The following is a 17,422-nucleotide window of genomic DNA, read 5'->3' as shown; positions in this document are numbered from 1 at the left end:
CATGTTAAAAATTGCCGATGTGACTTTTCAGTCACGCCTCTTTACTGGCACAGGAAAATTTGCCAATCCAACATTGATGCAAAACGCAATCACTGCATCAGGCAGTCAGCTTGTTACCATGGCGATGAAACGTATAGATTTACGTGGCAATGACGATGGCATTTTAAAGCCTTTGCAAGAGATTGGGGTAAGACTGCTCCCTAATACTTCTGGTGCGAAAAATGCCCAAGAAGCTATTTTTGCCGCACGCCTTGCCCGTGAAGCGTTGGGAACTCATTGGGTTAAACTAGAAATTCACCCCGATGTGAAATATCTCTTACCCGACCCCGTCGAAACCTTAATTGCTGCCGAACAACTCGTAAAAGAAGGGTTTGTGGTACTGCCTTATTGCAGTGCTGACCCTGTGCTGTGTCGTCGTCTCGAAGAAGTCGGTTGTGCAGCAGTAATGCCACTTGGTGCACCGATTGGCACCAATAAAGGTTTAGTCACCAAAGAGATGTTACGGATCATTATTGAGCAATCGACGATCCCCGTAGTGGTTGATGCTGGGATTGGCGCACCTAGCCATGCGATCGAAGCGATTGAAATGGGGGCCGATGCCGTACTAGTCAATACCGCCATCGCTGTAGCAAAAGATCCTGTGCTCATGGCTCAAGCTTTTAAAGTCTCCCTTGAAGCCGCAGAGCTTGCCCGACGCGCTGGCCTTGCTAGCCCGAAACAACATGCTGAAGCTTCAAGCCCATTAACCGAGTTTTTGGGAGCATTACAATGAACAGCAGCTTTCGCCAACGCTGGCAGCAGCTAAATTGGGATGACCTAACCTTACAAATTTATGCCAAAAATACGCGAGATGTTGAGCAGGCTCTTGCTAGCGATACTTTAACACTTGATGATTTTATGGCATTGCTCTCCCCTGCCGCTCGCCCTTTTATTGAGCAATTAGCGCAGAAAGCCCAAAAGCTAACACGGCAACGTTTTGGTAATACCGTGGGGTTCTATGTGCCACTGTATTTATCAAATCTATGCGCTAATGATTGTACATATTGTGGTTTTTCAATGAGTAATCGCATTAAACGAAAAACGCTCGATAAGAACGAAATCATTAATGAGTGCGAGACAATCCGTAAAATTGGTTTTGATAGCCTGTTGTTAGTCACAGGGGAGCATCAAAATAAAGTGGGCATGGATTATTTTCGTGAGCATTTACCCACAATACGCCGCTATTTTAGCGCCTTGATGATGGAAGTTCAGCCACTGAGCACCGAAGAGTATGCTGAACTTAAGACATTAGGACTAGATGGTGTGATGGTGTATCAAGAGACTTACCACGAGCCAGCTTATCAACTACATCATTTGAAAGGTAAAAAACAGGATTTTCATTGGCGGCTGGAGACCCCTGACCGTTTAGGGCGGGCTGGTATCGATAAAATAGGACTTGGAGCATTAATTGGTTTATCTAACAGTTGGCGCACCGATTGCTATATGGTGGCGGAGCATCTGATTTATCTCCAAAAACACTATTGGCAGAGCCGTTATTCTATTTCATTTCCTCGTTTACGCCCTTGTGCTGGTGGTATAGAGCCGGCTTCTTTAATGAGTGAAGCTGAACTTGTGCAGCTTATTTGCGCATTTCGTTTATTGGCGCCAGATGTTGAGCTATCACTTTCAACCCGCGAATCGCCTTATTTTCGCGATCACGTTGTGCCACTTGCCATTAATAATGTCAGTGCGGGTTCAAAAACACAGCCGGGCGGTTATGCCGATGACCATGCTGAATTGGAACAATTTGCACCGCATGATAATCGTAGTGCCGCACAAGTTGCAGAATCTTTAATTCGTTCGGGGCTACAACCGGTCTGGAAAGATTGGGATGGCTATTTAGGGCGTTAATTTATCCGATAAACTTCAAGGAGGAAGTTTATCCCTTTTTTGGCTACTTTTACGTTTCATTTATCGGGCTATACTCCGTTCTCTGTTCACGACAAATGAATCATATATGATGACCCAAAAATGGTTTTTTCTACTTTTTGTCTTATTCTTTTCATTATTAATGAGTGGCTGTGCCAACGTTCGTTGGAAGCATCCAACGCCTTCGCGTGAAATCATCCAATTAATGATGTCGGAAATTCAGGGAGCCAGAAATATTGATGAAGAAGAGTTCGCCGTAGAAGAAACGCTTGCCCGATTAAAAGCACAAAAAGTATCTCATGGCACACGCCCTTTTCAGGTCGTATTATTCGGTAAAGATCATGAAATACGAGTTGAAGGCTATAGTGAGTATTTTGATTCACTTGGCATAATTTCCGATGCCGATTTTGCGCGTTTCTCTATCCCAAATAAAAACAATATTCAGGGATACTACTACTCCTACCGTGGCACAATGAAAGCTGTGGATTACAGCCTCCCTCACATGGTAAGGGATTCAAACAGTAAAGACAGCTTAGTTTTATATACCAAACCACTCACAAACTACCAGATCACCGTGATCTATTTAGAGGGTGCCCAATATCAATTTAACTACGGCTCAATGCCAATATCAATCGGGATTTTTGGTCCCGCTAAGTCCTATAAGAATAGTTTTGATGGCCGGTTTTATATCTCACCTAGCGACAAAACAAATCGTTACCAACTCCGCTCGCCAATGTACTAATGCGTGATCTAACCTCATTATAAACGCTACATAATGAGGTTTTTCTGTATTCGTTAATGAATCTTATCCCACTTAATACTGTTTTCGAGGATCAACGACAAAATGATCCCCATTAACAAACCATTCCCTAATAATGAACTAAACATCATTGGTAATGAATCCATGACAGCATCGGGGGCTGACATTAAAAAAATACCGATAAATAATGGTAGTGCTAAACGATAAATATTGCGGGCGTTCAGTTTAATTTCGGCTAGAAATGAAAAAGAAGAGAATAATAATGGCAAATAAGTTGCCAACATCACCGCGCTACCAATCGCTAACGGTAATGAACGAAAAAACTGGGTCAATACGGCAACTGCACCAACGAATAACAGCAGTAAACTCCCAATCGTAAAAGAGACCCGCGAAGTATCCTTGGTCTGTGTAATCAAACCAATGGATGAGACAAACGGTGAAAACGGCACAACACCTAATGGTGCTGAAAATAAAGTTAAAACACCTGACGTCACAAAACTCCGCCGATAAATAGATTTTGTCGACTCTTTTTGCGGATAAAAAACATCACTGCCTCGTATCGCACCAAAAGTGTTTGAGGTATTCAAAATACCTGCCAGTATCGCAGTGATCACAATGCTTAGTTGAATATCATCTGCCCGTCCTAATGGAAAGAGTAGCCATTTAGCCTCTGAAACTGTGGAGATTTGTCCATGAAATAGCAGGCTGTAAGCCCCCCAGCCTAGAACAGTTCCACAGAGTAAAGCGTATTTGCTAATACTCGGGGGTAGAAAGACAATCATAGCGATAACAAAAATCAGCACTGCAAAGGCAAGAAAGAAAACTGGATAATTAACGGTAACACTAGGATCTGAAACCCCAAAGGGTAGCCCTAACATCCCTTTTAGGAAAATTGAGACTAACTGAGCGCCAAGTAAAAACATAAATACGACTAAGACACCCGGTTTAAATAAGCCAGAGAGCCAGTTACCTAGTCCTGTTAGCCCTATTAATATGGTAACAATACCTGATAAAAAAATACCGACGGCGAGACTCCAACCAATAATTGCTAAAGAGGTTCCTTGCATCGACTCTGATAGCGTCACGGTTAAGATTGTTGCCCACCATAAACCGGTCGAACCTTCCATCAGTGCACGTTTGTGCCCTAAAAAAGCTTGTAGCAAACAGGCTAATGCAATAAGCAAAAAAGCGTATTGGGTGATAACAAATGTGGTTTCAGCCGATAAATGAAAGGCAGATTGCAGTGTAGGTGGAATAACAACGGTATTGCAAAAAATAAAGAAAAACCATTGGAAGCCCGAAATAAAGCTACTTTTTTTGATTATATTTTTCTGCACTGAAGACCCCATTATTTATTATTATCGATGGTTAACAGTCTAGTCGTGTTTAAATTAAATTTCTAATTATTATTTTTGGCCTATTACTTGGATATTTATCGATTATATTGAAAGGGCAGTCGCTAACAATGCTCTAAAATTAATGGTTAAATTTATTTAATTTTGAGTTAGGGAGATAGTATTTTTCTGTCATGGCCTATTTTATTAAATTTGCAAATTAACTTTTAAACCTACTCTTCATATTTATTTAATGCCATAGCGATAAGTTCACATTAATCACTTTATAATAAAAGCTAATAAATAAACATATATCTTATCTTTATTTATATTTGTGATATTAATGACTATGTATATTCTTTTCTACTTAAGGACATGACATAGTGACTCGAAAATATCGTTTTATGCCTTCCATTGAGAGTGACACAATCAAACATAATTTGCAGTATTCTTCTTTTGATACATTACCCGATATTTATGAAGAGATATAGCGTTGGCCATATCTAGAAATACCTACGATCGAATGCAGGATTTCATGAAATTAAAAAAGAGCCTTTAATTTCTTCCCCAAATAATTATTTTCCAGAGTTAGCCAATTATCTCGCGTGTCCGCATTTTCACATTATCACTGTCAATAAGGGTTAGTGGCAAAACGGACATTTTATATTGCTGATTTATACCTACAAAAAAACCGGCGCTATTGAAGCACCGGTTTTATTATTGTGTTTCAATCAGGCTTATAAGCCTTAATTGTTATCGCTGCTGAACCCTGCATTTAACAGTTCAGCCAGGTTAGCCGTAGCTTCATCTGCGCTGACTTGTGGCGCTTCCACAACATCATTCAGATGACGGCGACGGATACGGTCTTGATGATACGCAAAACCAGTACCTGCTGGGATCAGACGACCCACAATAACGTTCTCTTTCAGACCGCGAAGCTCGTCACGTTTACCTGCAACGGCTGCTTCTGTCAGTACGCGTGTGGTTTCTTGGAACGATGCTGCTGAGATGAAGGATTCTGTTGCCAGAGATGCCTTCGTGATACCCAACAGGTCACGTTCGAACTTAGCTGGGATCTTACCATCCTGCTCAAGTTTACGGTTAGAAACTTTAACACGTGAGTACTCAACCTGCTCACCTTCAAGGAATTCAGAGCTTCCCGCGTCAGAGATAGTCACTTTACGCAGCATCTGACGAACGATAACTTCGATGTGTTTATCGTTAATCTTAACGCCTTGTAAGCGGTAAACTTCCTGAACCTCGTTCGTGATATAACGCGTAACCGCATGAACACCACGCAGACGCAAGATATCGTGTGGAGACTCTGGGCCATCGGAGATCACGTCACCGCGCTCTACGATCTCACCTTCAAACACGTTGAGCTGACGCCATTTAGGGATCATCTCTTCATACGGATCAGAACCATCCATCGGTGTGATCACCAGACGACGTTTACCTTTGGTTTCTTTACCGAAGGAAACAATACCGCTGATCTCAGCCAAGATTGCAGGCTCTTTCGGACGACGTGCTTCAAACAGGTCAGCAACGCGTGGTAGACCACCCGTGATATCTTTAGTCCCCACAGATTCTTGTGGAATACGCGCTAAAGTATCACCCACGTTGATAGCGATGCCATCATCTAACTGAACAATTGCTTTACCCGGTAAGAAGTACTGAGCAGGCATGTCTGTGTTAGGAATAAGCACATCGTTACCATTTGCATCAACAACACGCAATGCAGGACGCAGGTCTTTACCACCACTAGTACGTTCCGCAGTATCCAGAACAACGATTGAAGACAGACCGGTTAATTCATCAGTCTGACGAGTCATTGTTTGACCATCAATCATGTCAGAGAAGCGGATAATACCGGATACTTCACTGACAACTGGCATGGTATGTGGATCCCAGTTAGCAACAGTTTCGCCACCGTTAACTGCTTCACCGTCACCTTTAGTCAGGTGCGCACCGTAAGGAACTTTGTAGCTCTCTTTAGTGCGACCGAACTCATCAATCAGGCGTAATTCGGTATTACGTGAAGTAATAACCAGTTTGCCTTCTGAGTTAGTCACAAATTTCGCGTTAACCAGTTTTAGCGTACCTGGATTACGAACTTGGATGCTAGATTCTGCTGCCGCACGAGATGCCGCACCACCGATGTGGAACGTACGCATCGTCAACTGTGTACCTGGTTCACCGATTGACTGTGCCGCGATAACCCCGATAGCTTCACCTTTGTTGATGATATGACCACGAGCCAGGTCACGACCATAACAGTGAGCACACACACCGAAGTCAGTTTCACAGCTAACGACTGAACGGACTTTAACGCTGTCAACAGAGTTTTCTTCTAACAGGTCACACCATTTTTCGTGTAGCAACGTATTACGTGGAACCAGAATGTCCGCGGTACCTGGGATCAGGATGTCTTCCGCAGTCACACGACCCAATACACGCTCACGCAGTGGTTCTTTAACATCGCCACCCTCGATAACCGGAGTCATCAGGATACCTTCGTGAGTACCACAATCGTCTTCAGTCACAACCAAGTCCTGAGCAACGTCAACGAGACGACGAGTCAGATAACCGGAGTTCGCTGTTTTCAATGCGGTATCCGCAAGACCTTTACGAGCACCGTGCGTAGAAATAAAGTACTGGAGAACGTTCAGACCTTCACGGAAGTTCGCCGTGATTGGTGTTTCGATGATTGAGCCATCTGGCTTAGCCATCAGACCACGCATACCCGCAAGCTGACGGATCTGAGCGGCAGAACCACGAGCACCGGAGTCGGCCATCATAAAGATACTGTTGAAAGAAACCTGTTGTTCTTCTTCACCGTCACGGTTAATAACTGTTTCAGTTGACAGGTTTTCCATCATCGCTTTAGCAACACGTTCGTTTGCCGCAGCCCAGATATCGATAACTTTGTTGTAACGTTCGCCTGCTGTCACCAGACCAGACTGGAACTGTTCCTGAATTTCTGCAACTTCCGCTTCTGCTTCGGCGATGATCCCTGCTTTTTTCTCAGGAATAACCATATCGTCGATACCAACAGATGCACCAGAGCGTGCCGCGTAGGCAAAACCGGTATACATGATTTGGTCAGCAAAAATAACCGTTGGTTTCAGACCCAGTACACGGTAACAGGTGTTCAGCATTTTGGAGATCGCTTTCTTACCTAGCGCTTGGTTAACCAGCGAATAAGGCAAGCCTTTTGGTACGATCATCCACAAAATTGCACGACCAACAGTAGTATCAACCATACTGGTGTTAATCGTAATGTTACCTTCACCGTCTTTCACTTCTTCAGTGATACGGACTTTAACGCGGGCATGCAGTGATGCATGACCTGAACGGTAAACACGCTCAGCTTCTTTCGGGCCGGCCAGAACCATGCCTTCGCCTTTCGCGTTTACGCAGTCACGAGTCATATAGTAGAGACCCAATACAACGTCCTGTGAAGGAACGATGATAGGCTCACCACTTGCTGGTGACAGAATGTTGTTGGTTGACATCATCAACGCACGTGCTTCTAACTGAGCTTCCAGAGTTAGAGGAACGTGTACCGCCATTTGGTCACCATCGAAGTCGGCGTTATATGCCGCACAAACGAGTGGGTGCAATTGGATAGCTTTACCTTCGATCAGAATTGGTTCGAACGCTTGGATACCCAGACGGTGAAGTGTTGGTGCACGGTTCAGCATGACTGGGTGTTCACGGATAACTTCATCCAAGATATCCCAAACTACCGCTTCTTCGCGCTCAACCATTTTCTTCGCTGCTTTAATGGTTGTTGCCAGACCACGTAGTTCTAATTTGCCATAAATAAATGGTTTGAATAGCTCAAGAGCCATTTTCTTAGGCAGACCACACTGATGCAGACGCAGGTATGGACCTACTGTAATAACCGAACGACCTGAGTAGTCAACACGCTTACCTAGCAAGTTCTGACGGAAACGACCTTGTTTACCTTTGATCATATCAGCCAAAGATTTCAGAGGACGTTTGTTAGAGCCTGTAATTGCACGACCACGACGACCGTTATCTAACAGTGCGTCAACCGCTTCTTGCAGCATACGTTTTTCGTTACGTACGATGATGTCTGGCGCAGCCAGATCCAGAAGACGTTTCAGACGGTTGTTACGGTTGATCACGCGACGATACAGATCGTTCAGATCTGACGTTGCGAAACGGCCACCATCCAGAGGAACTAATGGACGTAGATCAGGTGGTAACACAGGTAGAACGTTCAGGATCATCCACTCTGGTTTGTTGCCAGATTGAATGAACGCTTCTAACAGTTTAATGCGCTTAGTCAGCTTCTTACGCTTAGTTTCAGAGTTAGTTTCATTCAACTCTTCGCGTAGTGTTTCACACTCGTTCTCAAGATCGAGGTTTTTCAGCAGACCTTGGATTGCTTCCGCACCCATTTTCGCGTCAAATTCGTCACCGAACTCTTCCAGCGCATCAAGGTATTGTTCTTCTGTCAGGATCTGTCCACGTTCAAGGCTAGTCATACCGCCTTCAACAACGACATAAGATTCAAAATACAGAACACGCTCGATATCACGCAGAGGCATATCAAGTAACAAACCGATACGGGATGGCAGTGATTTTAAGAACCAGATGTGTGCTGTCGGAGAAGCAAGTTCAATATGCCCCATGCGCTCACGACGAACTTTAGTCTGGGTGACTTCAACGCCACATTTCTCACAAATCACACCGCGGTGTTTTAAACGTTTGTACTTACCGCACAGACATTCGTAGTCTTTTACTGGCCCGAAAATACGCGCACAGAAAAGGCCGTCACGCTCAGGTTTGAACGTACGGTAGTTAATGGTTTCTGGCTTTTTCACTTCACCGAATGACCATGAGCGGATCATATCAGGTGATGCCAGAGCAATTTTGATCGCATCAAACTCTTCGGTCTTGGTTTGCGCTTTCAGAAACTTAATTAAGTCTTTCACAAAATGGCTCCTGTCGGAGTTAGACCTGTCAGGTGAGAGGCCCCTGCCTCTCCCCTAATCCCAGTACTTATACTGGCCGGAAGACTAAAATTAGCCTTCCGGTACAAACGAATTACTCGTCTTCCAGTTCGATGTTGATACCCAGTGAACGGATTTCTTTCAACAATACGTTGAAGGATTCCGGCATACCAGGTTCCATCTGATGGCTGCCATCGACGATGTTTTTATACATCTTCGTACGGCCGTTAACGTCATCCGACTTAACAGTCAACATCTCTTGGAGTGTATAGGCTGCACCGTATGCTTCCAGTGCCCACACTTCCATCTCCCCGAAACGCTGACCACCGAACTGAGCTTTACCACCCAGCGGTTGCTGAGTAACCAAGCTGTAAGAACCAGTAGAACGGGCGTGCATTTTATCGTCAACCAAGTGGTTCAGTTTCAGCATGTACATGTAACCAACAGTTACTTGACGCTCAAACTTCTCACCAGTACGGCCGTCGAACAATGTAATCTGACCAGAAGTTGGCAGACCACCCAGTTTCAACAGTTCTTTAATTTCAATTTCTTTCGCACCATCAAACACTGGCGTTGCGATTGGCATACCTTTTTTCAGGTTCTCAGCCAGACGCAATACTTCTTCATCAGAGAAAGTATTCAGATCCACTTTTTGACGTGGGTCATCACCAAGGTCATAGGCTTTCTGGATAAACTCACGCAGTTTGGCAACTTCTTGCTGCTGTTTAAGCATAGCATTAATTTTGTCACCAATACCTTTCGCAGCCATACCCAAGTGGGTTTCCAGAATCTGACCGATGTTCATACGTGAAGGTACGCCCAGTGGGTTCAGAACGATGTCTACAGGGTTACCGTTTTCATCGTAAGGCATGTCTTCAACTGGGTTGATTTTTGAGATAACACCCTTGTTACCATGGCGACCCGCCATTTTATCACCCGGTTGGATCTGACGTTTAACAGCCAGATAAACCTTAACAATTTTCAGTACGCCTGGAGCCAGATCATCACCTTGGGTGATCTTACGACGCTTAGCATCGAGTTTTTTCTCAAACTCAGATTTCAGCTCATCGTACTGCTCAGCAAGTTGCTCTAACTGGTTCTGTTTCTCTTCATCAGCCAGAGACAGCTCTAACCAGCGATCGCGAGGCAGTTTGTCCAGTTTCTCTGCTTCAATTCCGCCACTGATCAATACAGAACGGATACGAGCAAATATACCGGCTTCGAAAATACGTAACTCTTCAGTTAAGTCTTTCTTAGCATCACGTAATTGTGTTTCTTCGATTTCCAGCGCACGCTTGTCTTTTTCTACGCCATCACGGGTAAATACTTGTACGTCAATAACCGTACCAGAAACACCGTTAGGAACGCGTAGAGAAGAGTCTTTAACGTCAGACGCTTTTTCACCAAAGATTGCACGTAGCAATTTCTCTTCTGGTGTCAGTTGGGTTTCGCCTTTCGGCGTCACTTTACCAACTAGGATATCGCCGCCTTTAACTTCAGCACCGATGTACACGATACCAGACTCATCGAGTTTAGAGAGTGCCGCTTCACCGACGTTAGGAATATCAGCAGTAATTTCTTCAGGCCCCAGTTTGGTGTCACGAGACACACAAGAGAGTTCCTGAATATGGATGGTTGTAAAACGGTCTTCTTGAACAACACGCTCAGAAACGAGGATGGAGTCCTCGAAGTTATAACCATTCCATGGCATGAATGCCACGCGCATGTTTTGGCCAAGTGCCAATTCACCTAGGTCAGTTGAAGGACCATCAGCTAACACGTCACCACGTTCAACTGGTTCACCTAAAGATACACAAGGCATCTGGTTAATACAGGTGTTCTGGTTAGAACGGGTATATTTGGTTAGGTTATAAATATCGATTCCAGCTTCACCCGGATACATCTCATCTTCATTAACTTTAATAACGATACGAGAAGCATCAACGTACTGAACTGTACCACCGCGTTTTGCAACTGCTGTTACACCGGAGTCAACAGCAACCGCACGTTCCATACCTGTACCCACTAATGGTTTATCAGCGCGTAAAGTTGGAACCGCTTGACGTTGCATGTTCGCACCCATCAATGCACGGTTAGCATCATCGTGTTCAAGGAATGGGATCAGTGACGCACCAACAGAAACAACCTGTTGCGTCGAAACGTCCATATATTCAACTTGATCGCGGCTGAACAAGCTTGATTCACCACGGTTACGACAAGTGATCAGTTCTTCAACGAAGCTACCATCTTCCGCCAATACGGTGTTTGCCTGAGCAATGATGAAGTTACCTTCTTCAATTGCTGACAGATAGTGAATTTCGTCAGTAACGATACCATCGCGCACTAAACGGTAAGGTGTTTCTAGGAAACCATACTCGTTAGTCTGTGCATAAACAGACAATGAGTTAATCAGACCGATGTTCGGACCTTCAGGGGTTTCGATTGGACAAACACGACCGTAGTGAGTTGGGTGAACGTCACGTACTTCAAAGCCCGCACGCTCACGAGTCAGACCGCCTGGGCCTAATGCTGAGATACGACGTTTGTGTGTGATTTCTGACAGTGGGTTGTTTTGGTCCATAAATTGAGACAATTGGCTGGAACCAAAGAACTCTTTCACTGCCGCAGAAATTGGCTTCGCGTTGATCATATCTTGTGGCATCAATGCATCGAGGTCGCCCAGAGAAAGACGCTCTTTCACTGCACGCTCAACACGGACCAGACCGACACGGAACTGGTTTTCTGCCATTTCACCAACAGAACGAATACGACGGTTACCTAAGTGGTCAATATCGTCGACTTCGCCTTTACCGTTACGGATATCGATGAGCTTACGCATAACATCAATGATGTCTTCTTCACTCAGGATACCAGAACCTTCGATTTCATCGCGGCCCAGTGAACGGTTGAACTTCATGCGACCTACCGCAGACAAGTCGTAACGATCTTCTGAGAAGAACAGATTATCGAACAGGTTTTCAGCCGCTTCACGTGTTGGTGGCTCACCAGGGCGCATCATACGGTAGATTTCTACCAGCGCGCTCAGGCGGTCATTTGTTGGATCGACACGCAGGGTTTCAGAAATGTAAGCACCGTGGTCTAAGTCGTTGGTAAACAATGTTTCAATTGTTTTATGACCCGCTTGGCTCAGACGTGCCAACATATCTAATGAAAGTTCCATGTTAGCTGCACAAATCAGCTCGCCAGTACTTTCATCAATGTAATCTCTTGCGACTACTTTACCCGCGATATATTCAACAGGCACTTCAATGCTGTTGACTTCTTCTTTTTCTAGCAAGCGGATATGACGTGCAGTGATACGACGGCCTTTTTCAACATAGACTTTGCCGTTTGCTTCAATATCAAATGAAGCAGTTTCACCACGTAGACGCTCAGGAACCAGCGTCATCATCAGCTTGTTATCACGGATTTGGAATACAGTTTTGTCGAAGAACAAGTTCAGAATGTCTTCGGTGCTGTAATCCATTGCACGTAGAATAATGGTCGCAGGTAATTTACGGCGACGGTCGATACGTACAAACAGGTTATCTTTCGGATCGAATTCGAAATCAAGCCATGAACCGCGGTAAGGGATAATACGCGCGTTGTACAGGACTTTACCTGAGGAGTGTGTTTTACCTTTGTCGCTGTCGAAGAACACACCAGGGCTACGGTGTAACTGAGAAACGATAACACGCTCAGTACCGTTGATAACGAAGGTTCCGTTTTCGGTCATGAGTGGAATTTCACCCATGTAGACTTCTTGTTCTTTGATGTCTTTTACAGTGCCTTCTGGTGCTTCACGCTCATAAACAATGAGACGCAGCTTAACACGCAGTGGTGCAGAGTATGTGACGCCACGGATTTGACATTCTTTAACATCAAAAACAGGCTCACCCAGACGATAGCTGACATATTGCAGTTCAGCATTACCGCTGTAGCTCTGAATAGGAAACACAGAACGGAAAGCTGCTTCCAGCCCGTTCTGACCATCAGGATCTTGCTCGATAAACTTCTGGAACGAGTCAAGTTGGATAGAAAGGAGATAAGGTACATCCAACACTTGTGGACGTTTACCAAAATCCTTACGAATACGTTTTTTCTCGGTATAGGAGTAAACCATAGGGTTCCTCAGCTCGCTGATCAGTGACCCACTCTGTCCGTCCATAAGGACAGCATCGATAACGCTATTTTTTGAAATGGAAAATGAACACTTTCCGTAATACTCATTGCTATTACTCTTAAATCATTTCATTGTGCCACTCTGACTACCGAGCTACCCGAGCGGGTCGTAGCTGAGAACACAGTATATTAAGTCGTCAATAGAAAGAAGTATTGGAGGGTTTGTTAACATCAAAATTGCGTGAAAAAGCTGTTAACACCCAATCACGCTTTACAGCGCAAAAAGGCTGGTGATTAAAAAATCACCAGCCATCAGCCTTTAAGTTAGGCTGCAAACTGAAGACTGAACTTATTTAAGCTCAACAGAAGCGCCTGCTTCTTCAAGAGATTTTTTCAGAGCTTCAGCTTCGTCTTTGCTAGCACCTTCTTTAATAGTTGCTGGCGCAGATTCTACCATATCTTTAGCTTCTTTCAGACCCAGACCGGTCGCACCGCGAACTGCTTTGATAACAGCAACTTTGTTACCGCCAACAGAAGCCAGAACAACGTCGAACTCAGTTTTTTCTTCAGCAGCTTCAGCAGCAGCACCTGGAGCAACAGCAACAGCTGCAGCAGCAGAAACGCCGAATTTTTCTTCCATCATAGTGATCAGTTCAACAACGTCCATTACAGACATTTCAGCAACTGCGTCAAGGATTTGGTCTTTAGTGATAGACATAACAAGTGTTCCTAAAATTCAGAAATAGTTTATACGTTAAAAAGCAACGAAGGAAAGGGCTTATGCAGCTTCTTTCTGATCGCGCAGAGCAGCCAGAGTGCGAACCAGTTTGCCTGCAGCGGCTTCTTTCATGGTTGCCATCAGGCGTGCGATTGCTTCTTCGTAAGTTGGGAGTGTTGCCAGACGATCGATATCTTTCGCTTGGATTAACTCACCTTCAAAGGCCGCAGCTTTAATCTCAAATGCTGGATTCGCTTTCGCGAACTCTTTGAACAGACGAGCAGCAGCGCCCGGGTGTTCGTTAGAGAAAGCAATCAAGGTTGGACCAACAAACGCGTCTTTCAGGACTTCGTAAGAAGTACCTTCAACAGCACGACGGATCAGCGTGTTACGAACAACACGGATGTAAACGCCAGCTTCGCGACCTGCTTTACGCAGTTCAGTCATTTTTGCTACAGTTACGCCGCGTGAATCAGCAACAACTGCAGAAAGCGCGCCTTTGGCTACTTCGCTGACTTCAGCAACAATCGCTTGTTTGTCTTGAAGATTTAGTGCCATTAGCTTCTTGCTCCTGGATTAACCGGGAAACCCCGGGGACTCACATCACCCAAACACGACATGTGTTGAGCGCTAAAACACGGTGAGCAGAAGCCAGAATAAAATTCTTGGTATCTCTGTCACCGTCTACGCAGGTAGATTAAGTATTGCTACACCTGCGGTCTTGGACGGGGTCTGGAAAGGCCAGACTCCATACCGAAATTCGCGGTTTACTAATACTAAAATAGTACTAGCAAACTCAAGGCGTCAGATTTTATACAAATCTGACGCAAAGGTAAAGTTTAATTACTAAAAGTATTAGTATTAAACTGCTGCTGACAGACCAGCTTGGTCGATAGCAACACCTGCACCCATCGTAGTAGACAGGCTAACTTTCTTGATGTACACGCCTTTAGCAGAAGCTGGTTTTGCTTTTTTCAGCGCAATCAGCAGTGCTTCTAGGTTTTCTTTCAGTTTGTCAGCATCAAAGTCAACTTTACCGATAGTGGTGTGAATGATACCGTTTTTGTCGTTACGGTAACGAACCTGACCTGCTTTAGCATTTTGAACTGCTTCAGCAACGTTAGGTGTTACAGTACCCACTTTCGGGTTTGGCATCAGACCACGTGGACCCAGGATTTGACCTAATTGGCCAACAACGCGCATTGCATCTGGAGAAGCAATAACAACGTCGAAATCCATCTCACCAGCTTTAATTTTATCAGCCAGATCGTCCATACCAACCAGCTCAGCACCAGCAGCTTTAGCTGCTTCAGAGTTTGCGCCTTGAGTAAAGACTGCAACGCGAACTGAACGGCCAGTACCGTGTGGCAGTACAGTTGCACCACGTACGTTCTGATCAGATTTACGAGCGTCGATGCCGAGGTTAACAGCAACGTCAACGCTTTCTACGAATTTAGCAGTCGCTAATTCTTTCAGCAGAGCAACGGCTTCGTTGATGTCATACTGTTTAGTTGAATCAACTTTTTCACGGATATTGCGCATGCGCTTATTCAGTTTAGCCATTGATTAGTCCTCCACAACCAGGCCCATGGAACGAGCAGTACCTTCGATTGAACGCATCATAGCGTCAACATCAGCACCAGTCATGTCCGCAGCTTTAGTTTCAGCGATTTCGCGAATCTGAGCAGAGGTTACTTTACCAACTTTCTCTTTGTTCGGCTTACCAGAACCAGACTTAACGCCAGCCGCTTTTTTCAGCAAAATTGCAGCCGGTGGAGTTTTGGTAACGAAAGTGAAAGAACGGTCTGCGTAAACAGTGATAACAACAGGAATTGGCAAACCTTTTTCTAGGCTGTCTGTTTTTGCGTTAAACGCTTTACAGAATTCCATGATGTTCACACCTTGTTGACCCAGCGCTGGACCAACCGGTGGGCTTGGGTTAGCCATACCAGCCGCAACTTGCAGCTTAACGTAGGCTTGTACTTTCTTAGCCATGTATATTTCCTCTAGATGGGTGATAGCGCCTAATTTTAGGCTCCCCGTTAATTAACACGCCCCGCAATTTGTTAACCAAATAATGCAAAGCGTAAAAAACAAAAGGCGCGAAATTGTAGTCAAATTTCACACCTTTTGCAAGCCAGTTTTTGCCGTAAAAAGTTAGACTTTTTCGACTTGGCTGAAATCTAATTCGACAGGCGTTGCACGACCGAAAATAGAAACAGAGACCTTCAAGCGGCTCTTTTCATAGTCGATTTCTTCAACCACACCGTTAAAGTCAGCGAATGGACCTTCGCTAACACGCACCATTTCACCTGGCTCAAACAATGTCTTAGGACGTGGTTTGTCGCCAACTTGCTGTAGGCGATTCATAATCGCATCGACTTCTTTATCACTAATTGGTGCTGGACGATCCGACGTTCCACCGATGAAGCCCATCACACGCGGTACACTACGTACTAAGTGCCATGAATCATCATTCATAACCATTTGAACTAATACATAGCCTGGAAAAAACTTACGTTCGCTTTTGCGACGCTGACCACTACGGATCTCAACAACTTCTTCGGTTGGAACCATGACTTCGCCGAAAGAGTCTTCCATACCATGCAATTTGATATGTTCACGTAGTGATTGCGCTACACGGCCTTCAAAACCAGAGAAAGCCTGAATAACATACCAGCGCTTTTTAGGTGAATCTGACATTTAGAATAACCTCAGGCTTGTAATAATCGAAACTAAACGCACTAGGATACCATCTAATCCCCACAGTATTAATGACATAACAGCCGTTACTGCAGCAACAATCAAAGTCGTTTGTAATGCTTCTTGGCGAGTTGGCCAAATCACTTTTCGCATCTCAATGCGAGCTTCACGCGCAAACGATAGTGCTTGTTTCCCCTTTACGGTCCACAAAGCGACAGCACCTGCAATGGCGACAATAGCCACAACAGCAAAAGCACGCAGCGCGAGGTTATATTGACGGAAGTAATAGTTGCCAGCTATAGCAATCAGTAGTAGGACAGCTACCACCACCCACTTAAAGACGTCTACACTGCGTCCACTTCCTTGAGCTTCGCTATTCGCACTCATAATTCAACCTGTTACCATGAAGTATGTATAAAGCCTGTTAGCCTACAAAACGGTAAAGCAAACAGACCGAACCAATAGAATATGCCAACATATCCCTTATGTACCCGCCGAGCTTGCTAAGTCAAACAGGGAGTATCGTTGACAATACCTGCAAAAGTAAAAGTGTCGTCAGCGAGCAAAAAGACAATTGCGCCCTATCTACTTTCCGCAGGTCATTACTGGCATGCTCAGCAAATTTTTCGCCACGATATTATGAAAATGAATTTCTTAATGTGGCAGCGGTAAAATATACCATATCTTCTGAGCAAAACCTTAATAAATCTCATATAACTGCATAAAGCTGGTGATACAGCCGTTATTTCGTTGCATCAGAGCCTATCTCACCAATAATTAGAACAACTATTGATGAGATAGGTTCTTAATTTTACAACGCATATACTCACAATCCATCGGGTCATATAGTTAGTCTATATAACTCGAATAATTTTAAGTATAAAAAGGGCAT

13 protein-coding genes are annotated in these 17,422 nt (G+C 44.5%); 4 read left to right on the top strand and 9 right to left on the bottom strand.

What is annotated here, in order from left to right:
* The first annotated feature begins 1 nt into the window (after nucleotide 1).
* The 3 genes from PR833_RS19050 (at nucleotide 2) to PR833_RS19040 (ending at nucleotide 2,650) form a co-directional block, all read left to right on the top strand.
* On the top strand, nucleotides 2-772 hold the full coding sequence (locus PR833_RS19050; RefSeq protein WP_014656952.1) for a thiazole synthase: 771 nt from the start codon (nucleotides 2-4) through the stop codon (nucleotides 770-772).
* Nucleotides 769-1,890: a 2-iminoacetate synthase ThiH gene (gene thiH / locus PR833_RS19045; protein WP_004924784.1), complete on the top strand. Its 1,122-nt coding sequence runs from the start codon at nucleotides 769-771 to the stop codon at nucleotides 1,888-1,890. Before PR833_RS19050 ends, thiH begins: the two co-directional genes overlap by 4 nt.
* 106 nt (nucleotides 1,891-1,996) lie before the next feature.
* A complete protein-coding gene (locus PR833_RS19040; protein WP_036942144.1) occupies nucleotides 1,997-2,650 on the top strand; it encodes a hypothetical protein in 654 nt (217 codons plus the stop codon).
* Nucleotides 2,651-2,703: 53 nt separating this feature from the next.
* Here PR833_RS19040 and PR833_RS19035 read toward each other — a convergent pair whose 3' ends face one another.
* From PR833_RS19035 to secE, 9 genes are all read right to left on the bottom strand, one after another.
* Complete coding sequence (locus PR833_RS19035; RefSeq protein WP_272526429.1) at nucleotides 2,704-4,017, bottom strand: uracil/xanthine transporter; 1,314 nt, start codon at nucleotides 4,015-4,017, stop codon at nucleotides 2,704-2,706.
* 731 nt (nucleotides 4,018-4,748) lie between these two features.
* Nucleotides 4,749-8,969, bottom strand: coding sequence for a DNA-directed RNA polymerase subunit beta' (gene rpoC / locus PR833_RS19030; RefSeq protein WP_004924780.1), 4,221 nt, complete (start codon nucleotides 8,967-8,969; stop codon nucleotides 4,749-4,751).
* A 112-nt stretch (nucleotides 8,970-9,081) separates the two neighbouring features.
* On the bottom strand, nucleotides 9,082-13,110 hold the full coding sequence (gene rpoB / locus PR833_RS19025) for a DNA-directed RNA polymerase subunit beta (protein ID WP_014656956.1): 4,029 nt from the start codon (nucleotides 13,108-13,110) through the stop codon (nucleotides 9,082-9,084).
* A 348-nt stretch (nucleotides 13,111-13,458) separates the two neighbouring features.
* The gene (rplL, locus tag PR833_RS19020; RefSeq protein WP_004924778.1) at nucleotides 13,459-13,827 is read right to left on the bottom strand and encodes a 50S ribosomal protein L7/L12; all 369 of its coding nucleotides are present in this window, start codon (nucleotides 13,825-13,827) and stop codon (nucleotides 13,459-13,461) included.
* A 60-nt stretch (nucleotides 13,828-13,887) separates the two neighbouring features.
* The gene (rplJ, locus tag PR833_RS19015; protein ID WP_004924776.1) at nucleotides 13,888-14,385 is read right to left on the bottom strand and encodes a 50S ribosomal protein L10; all 498 of its coding nucleotides are present in this window, start codon (nucleotides 14,383-14,385) and stop codon (nucleotides 13,888-13,890) included.
* Between the two features lie 303 nt (nucleotides 14,386-14,688).
* Nucleotides 14,689-15,390: a 50S ribosomal protein L1 gene (rplA, locus tag PR833_RS19010; protein WP_272526428.1), complete on the bottom strand. Its 702-nt coding sequence runs from the start codon at nucleotides 15,388-15,390 to the stop codon at nucleotides 14,689-14,691.
* Between the two features lie 3 nt (nucleotides 15,391-15,393).
* Nucleotides 15,394-15,822 (bottom strand): 50S ribosomal protein L11, encoded by a 429-nt coding sequence (rplK, locus tag PR833_RS19005; RefSeq protein WP_004924771.1) that lies wholly within the window; start codon nucleotides 15,820-15,822, stop codon nucleotides 15,394-15,396.
* Between the two features lie 162 nt (nucleotides 15,823-15,984).
* On the bottom strand, nucleotides 15,985-16,530 hold the full coding sequence (gene nusG / locus PR833_RS19000) for a transcription termination/antitermination protein NusG (protein WP_004924769.1): 546 nt from the start codon (nucleotides 16,528-16,530) through the stop codon (nucleotides 15,985-15,987).
* Entirely contained in the window at nucleotides 16,531-16,917 is a 387-nt protein-coding gene (gene secE / locus PR833_RS18995) for a preprotein translocase subunit SecE (RefSeq protein WP_004924767.1), read from the bottom strand.
* Between the two features lie 138 nt (nucleotides 16,918-17,055).
* Between secE and PR833_RS18990 the strand changes: the two genes are divergently transcribed.
* On the top strand, nucleotides 17,056-17,202 hold the full coding sequence (locus tag PR833_RS18990; protein ID WP_004924828.1) for a hypothetical protein: 147 nt from the start codon (nucleotides 17,056-17,058) through the stop codon (nucleotides 17,200-17,202).
* Nucleotides 17,203-17,422 lie beyond the last annotated feature (220 nt).

The organism is Providencia sp. PROV189 (genome assembly GCF_028480065.1).
Taxonomy (GTDB): Bacteria; Pseudomonadota; Gammaproteobacteria; order Enterobacterales; family Enterobacteriaceae; genus Providencia; species Providencia stuartii.
The sequence above is the reverse complement of the archived record's forward strand: the minus strand, read 5'-3'. Positions and strand labels throughout refer to the sequence as shown.

Coding starts and splice junctions, on each gene's coding strand:
- PR833_RS19050 (WP_014656952.1), top strand. CDS start 2: ATGTTAAAAATTGCCGATGTGACTTTTCAGTCACGCCTCTTTACTGGC.
- thiH (WP_004924784.1), top strand. CDS start 769: ATGAACAGCAGCTTTCGCCAACGCTGGCAGCAGCTAAATTGGGATGAC.
- PR833_RS19040 (WP_036942144.1), top strand. CDS start 1,997: ATGATGACCCAAAAATGGTTTTTTCTACTTTTTGTCTTATTCTTTTCA.
- PR833_RS19035 (WP_272526429.1), bottom strand. CDS start 4,017: ATGGGGTCTTCAGTGCAGAAAAATATAATCAAAAAAAGTAGCTTTATT.
- rpoB (WP_014656956.1), bottom strand. CDS start 13,110: ATGGTTTACTCCTATACCGAGAAAAAACGTATTCGTAAGGATTTTGGT.
- rplL (WP_004924778.1), bottom strand. CDS start 13,827: ATGTCTATCACTAAAGACCAAATCCTTGACGCAGTTGCTGAAATGTCT.
- rplJ (WP_004924776.1), bottom strand. CDS start 14,385: ATGGCACTAAATCTTCAAGACAAACAAGCGATTGTTGCTGAAGTCAGC.
- rplA (WP_272526428.1), bottom strand. CDS start 15,390: ATGGCTAAACTGAATAAGCGCATGCGCAATATCCGTGAAAAAGTTGAT.
- rplK (WP_004924771.1), bottom strand. CDS start 15,822: ATGGCTAAGAAAGTACAAGCCTACGTTAAGCTGCAAGTTGCGGCTGGT.
- nusG (WP_004924769.1), bottom strand. CDS start 16,530: ATGTCAGATTCACCTAAAAAGCGCTGGTATGTTATTCAGGCTTTCTCT.
- secE (WP_004924767.1), bottom strand. CDS start 16,917: ATGAGTGCGAATAGCGAAGCTCAAGGAAGTGGACGCAGTGTAGACGTC.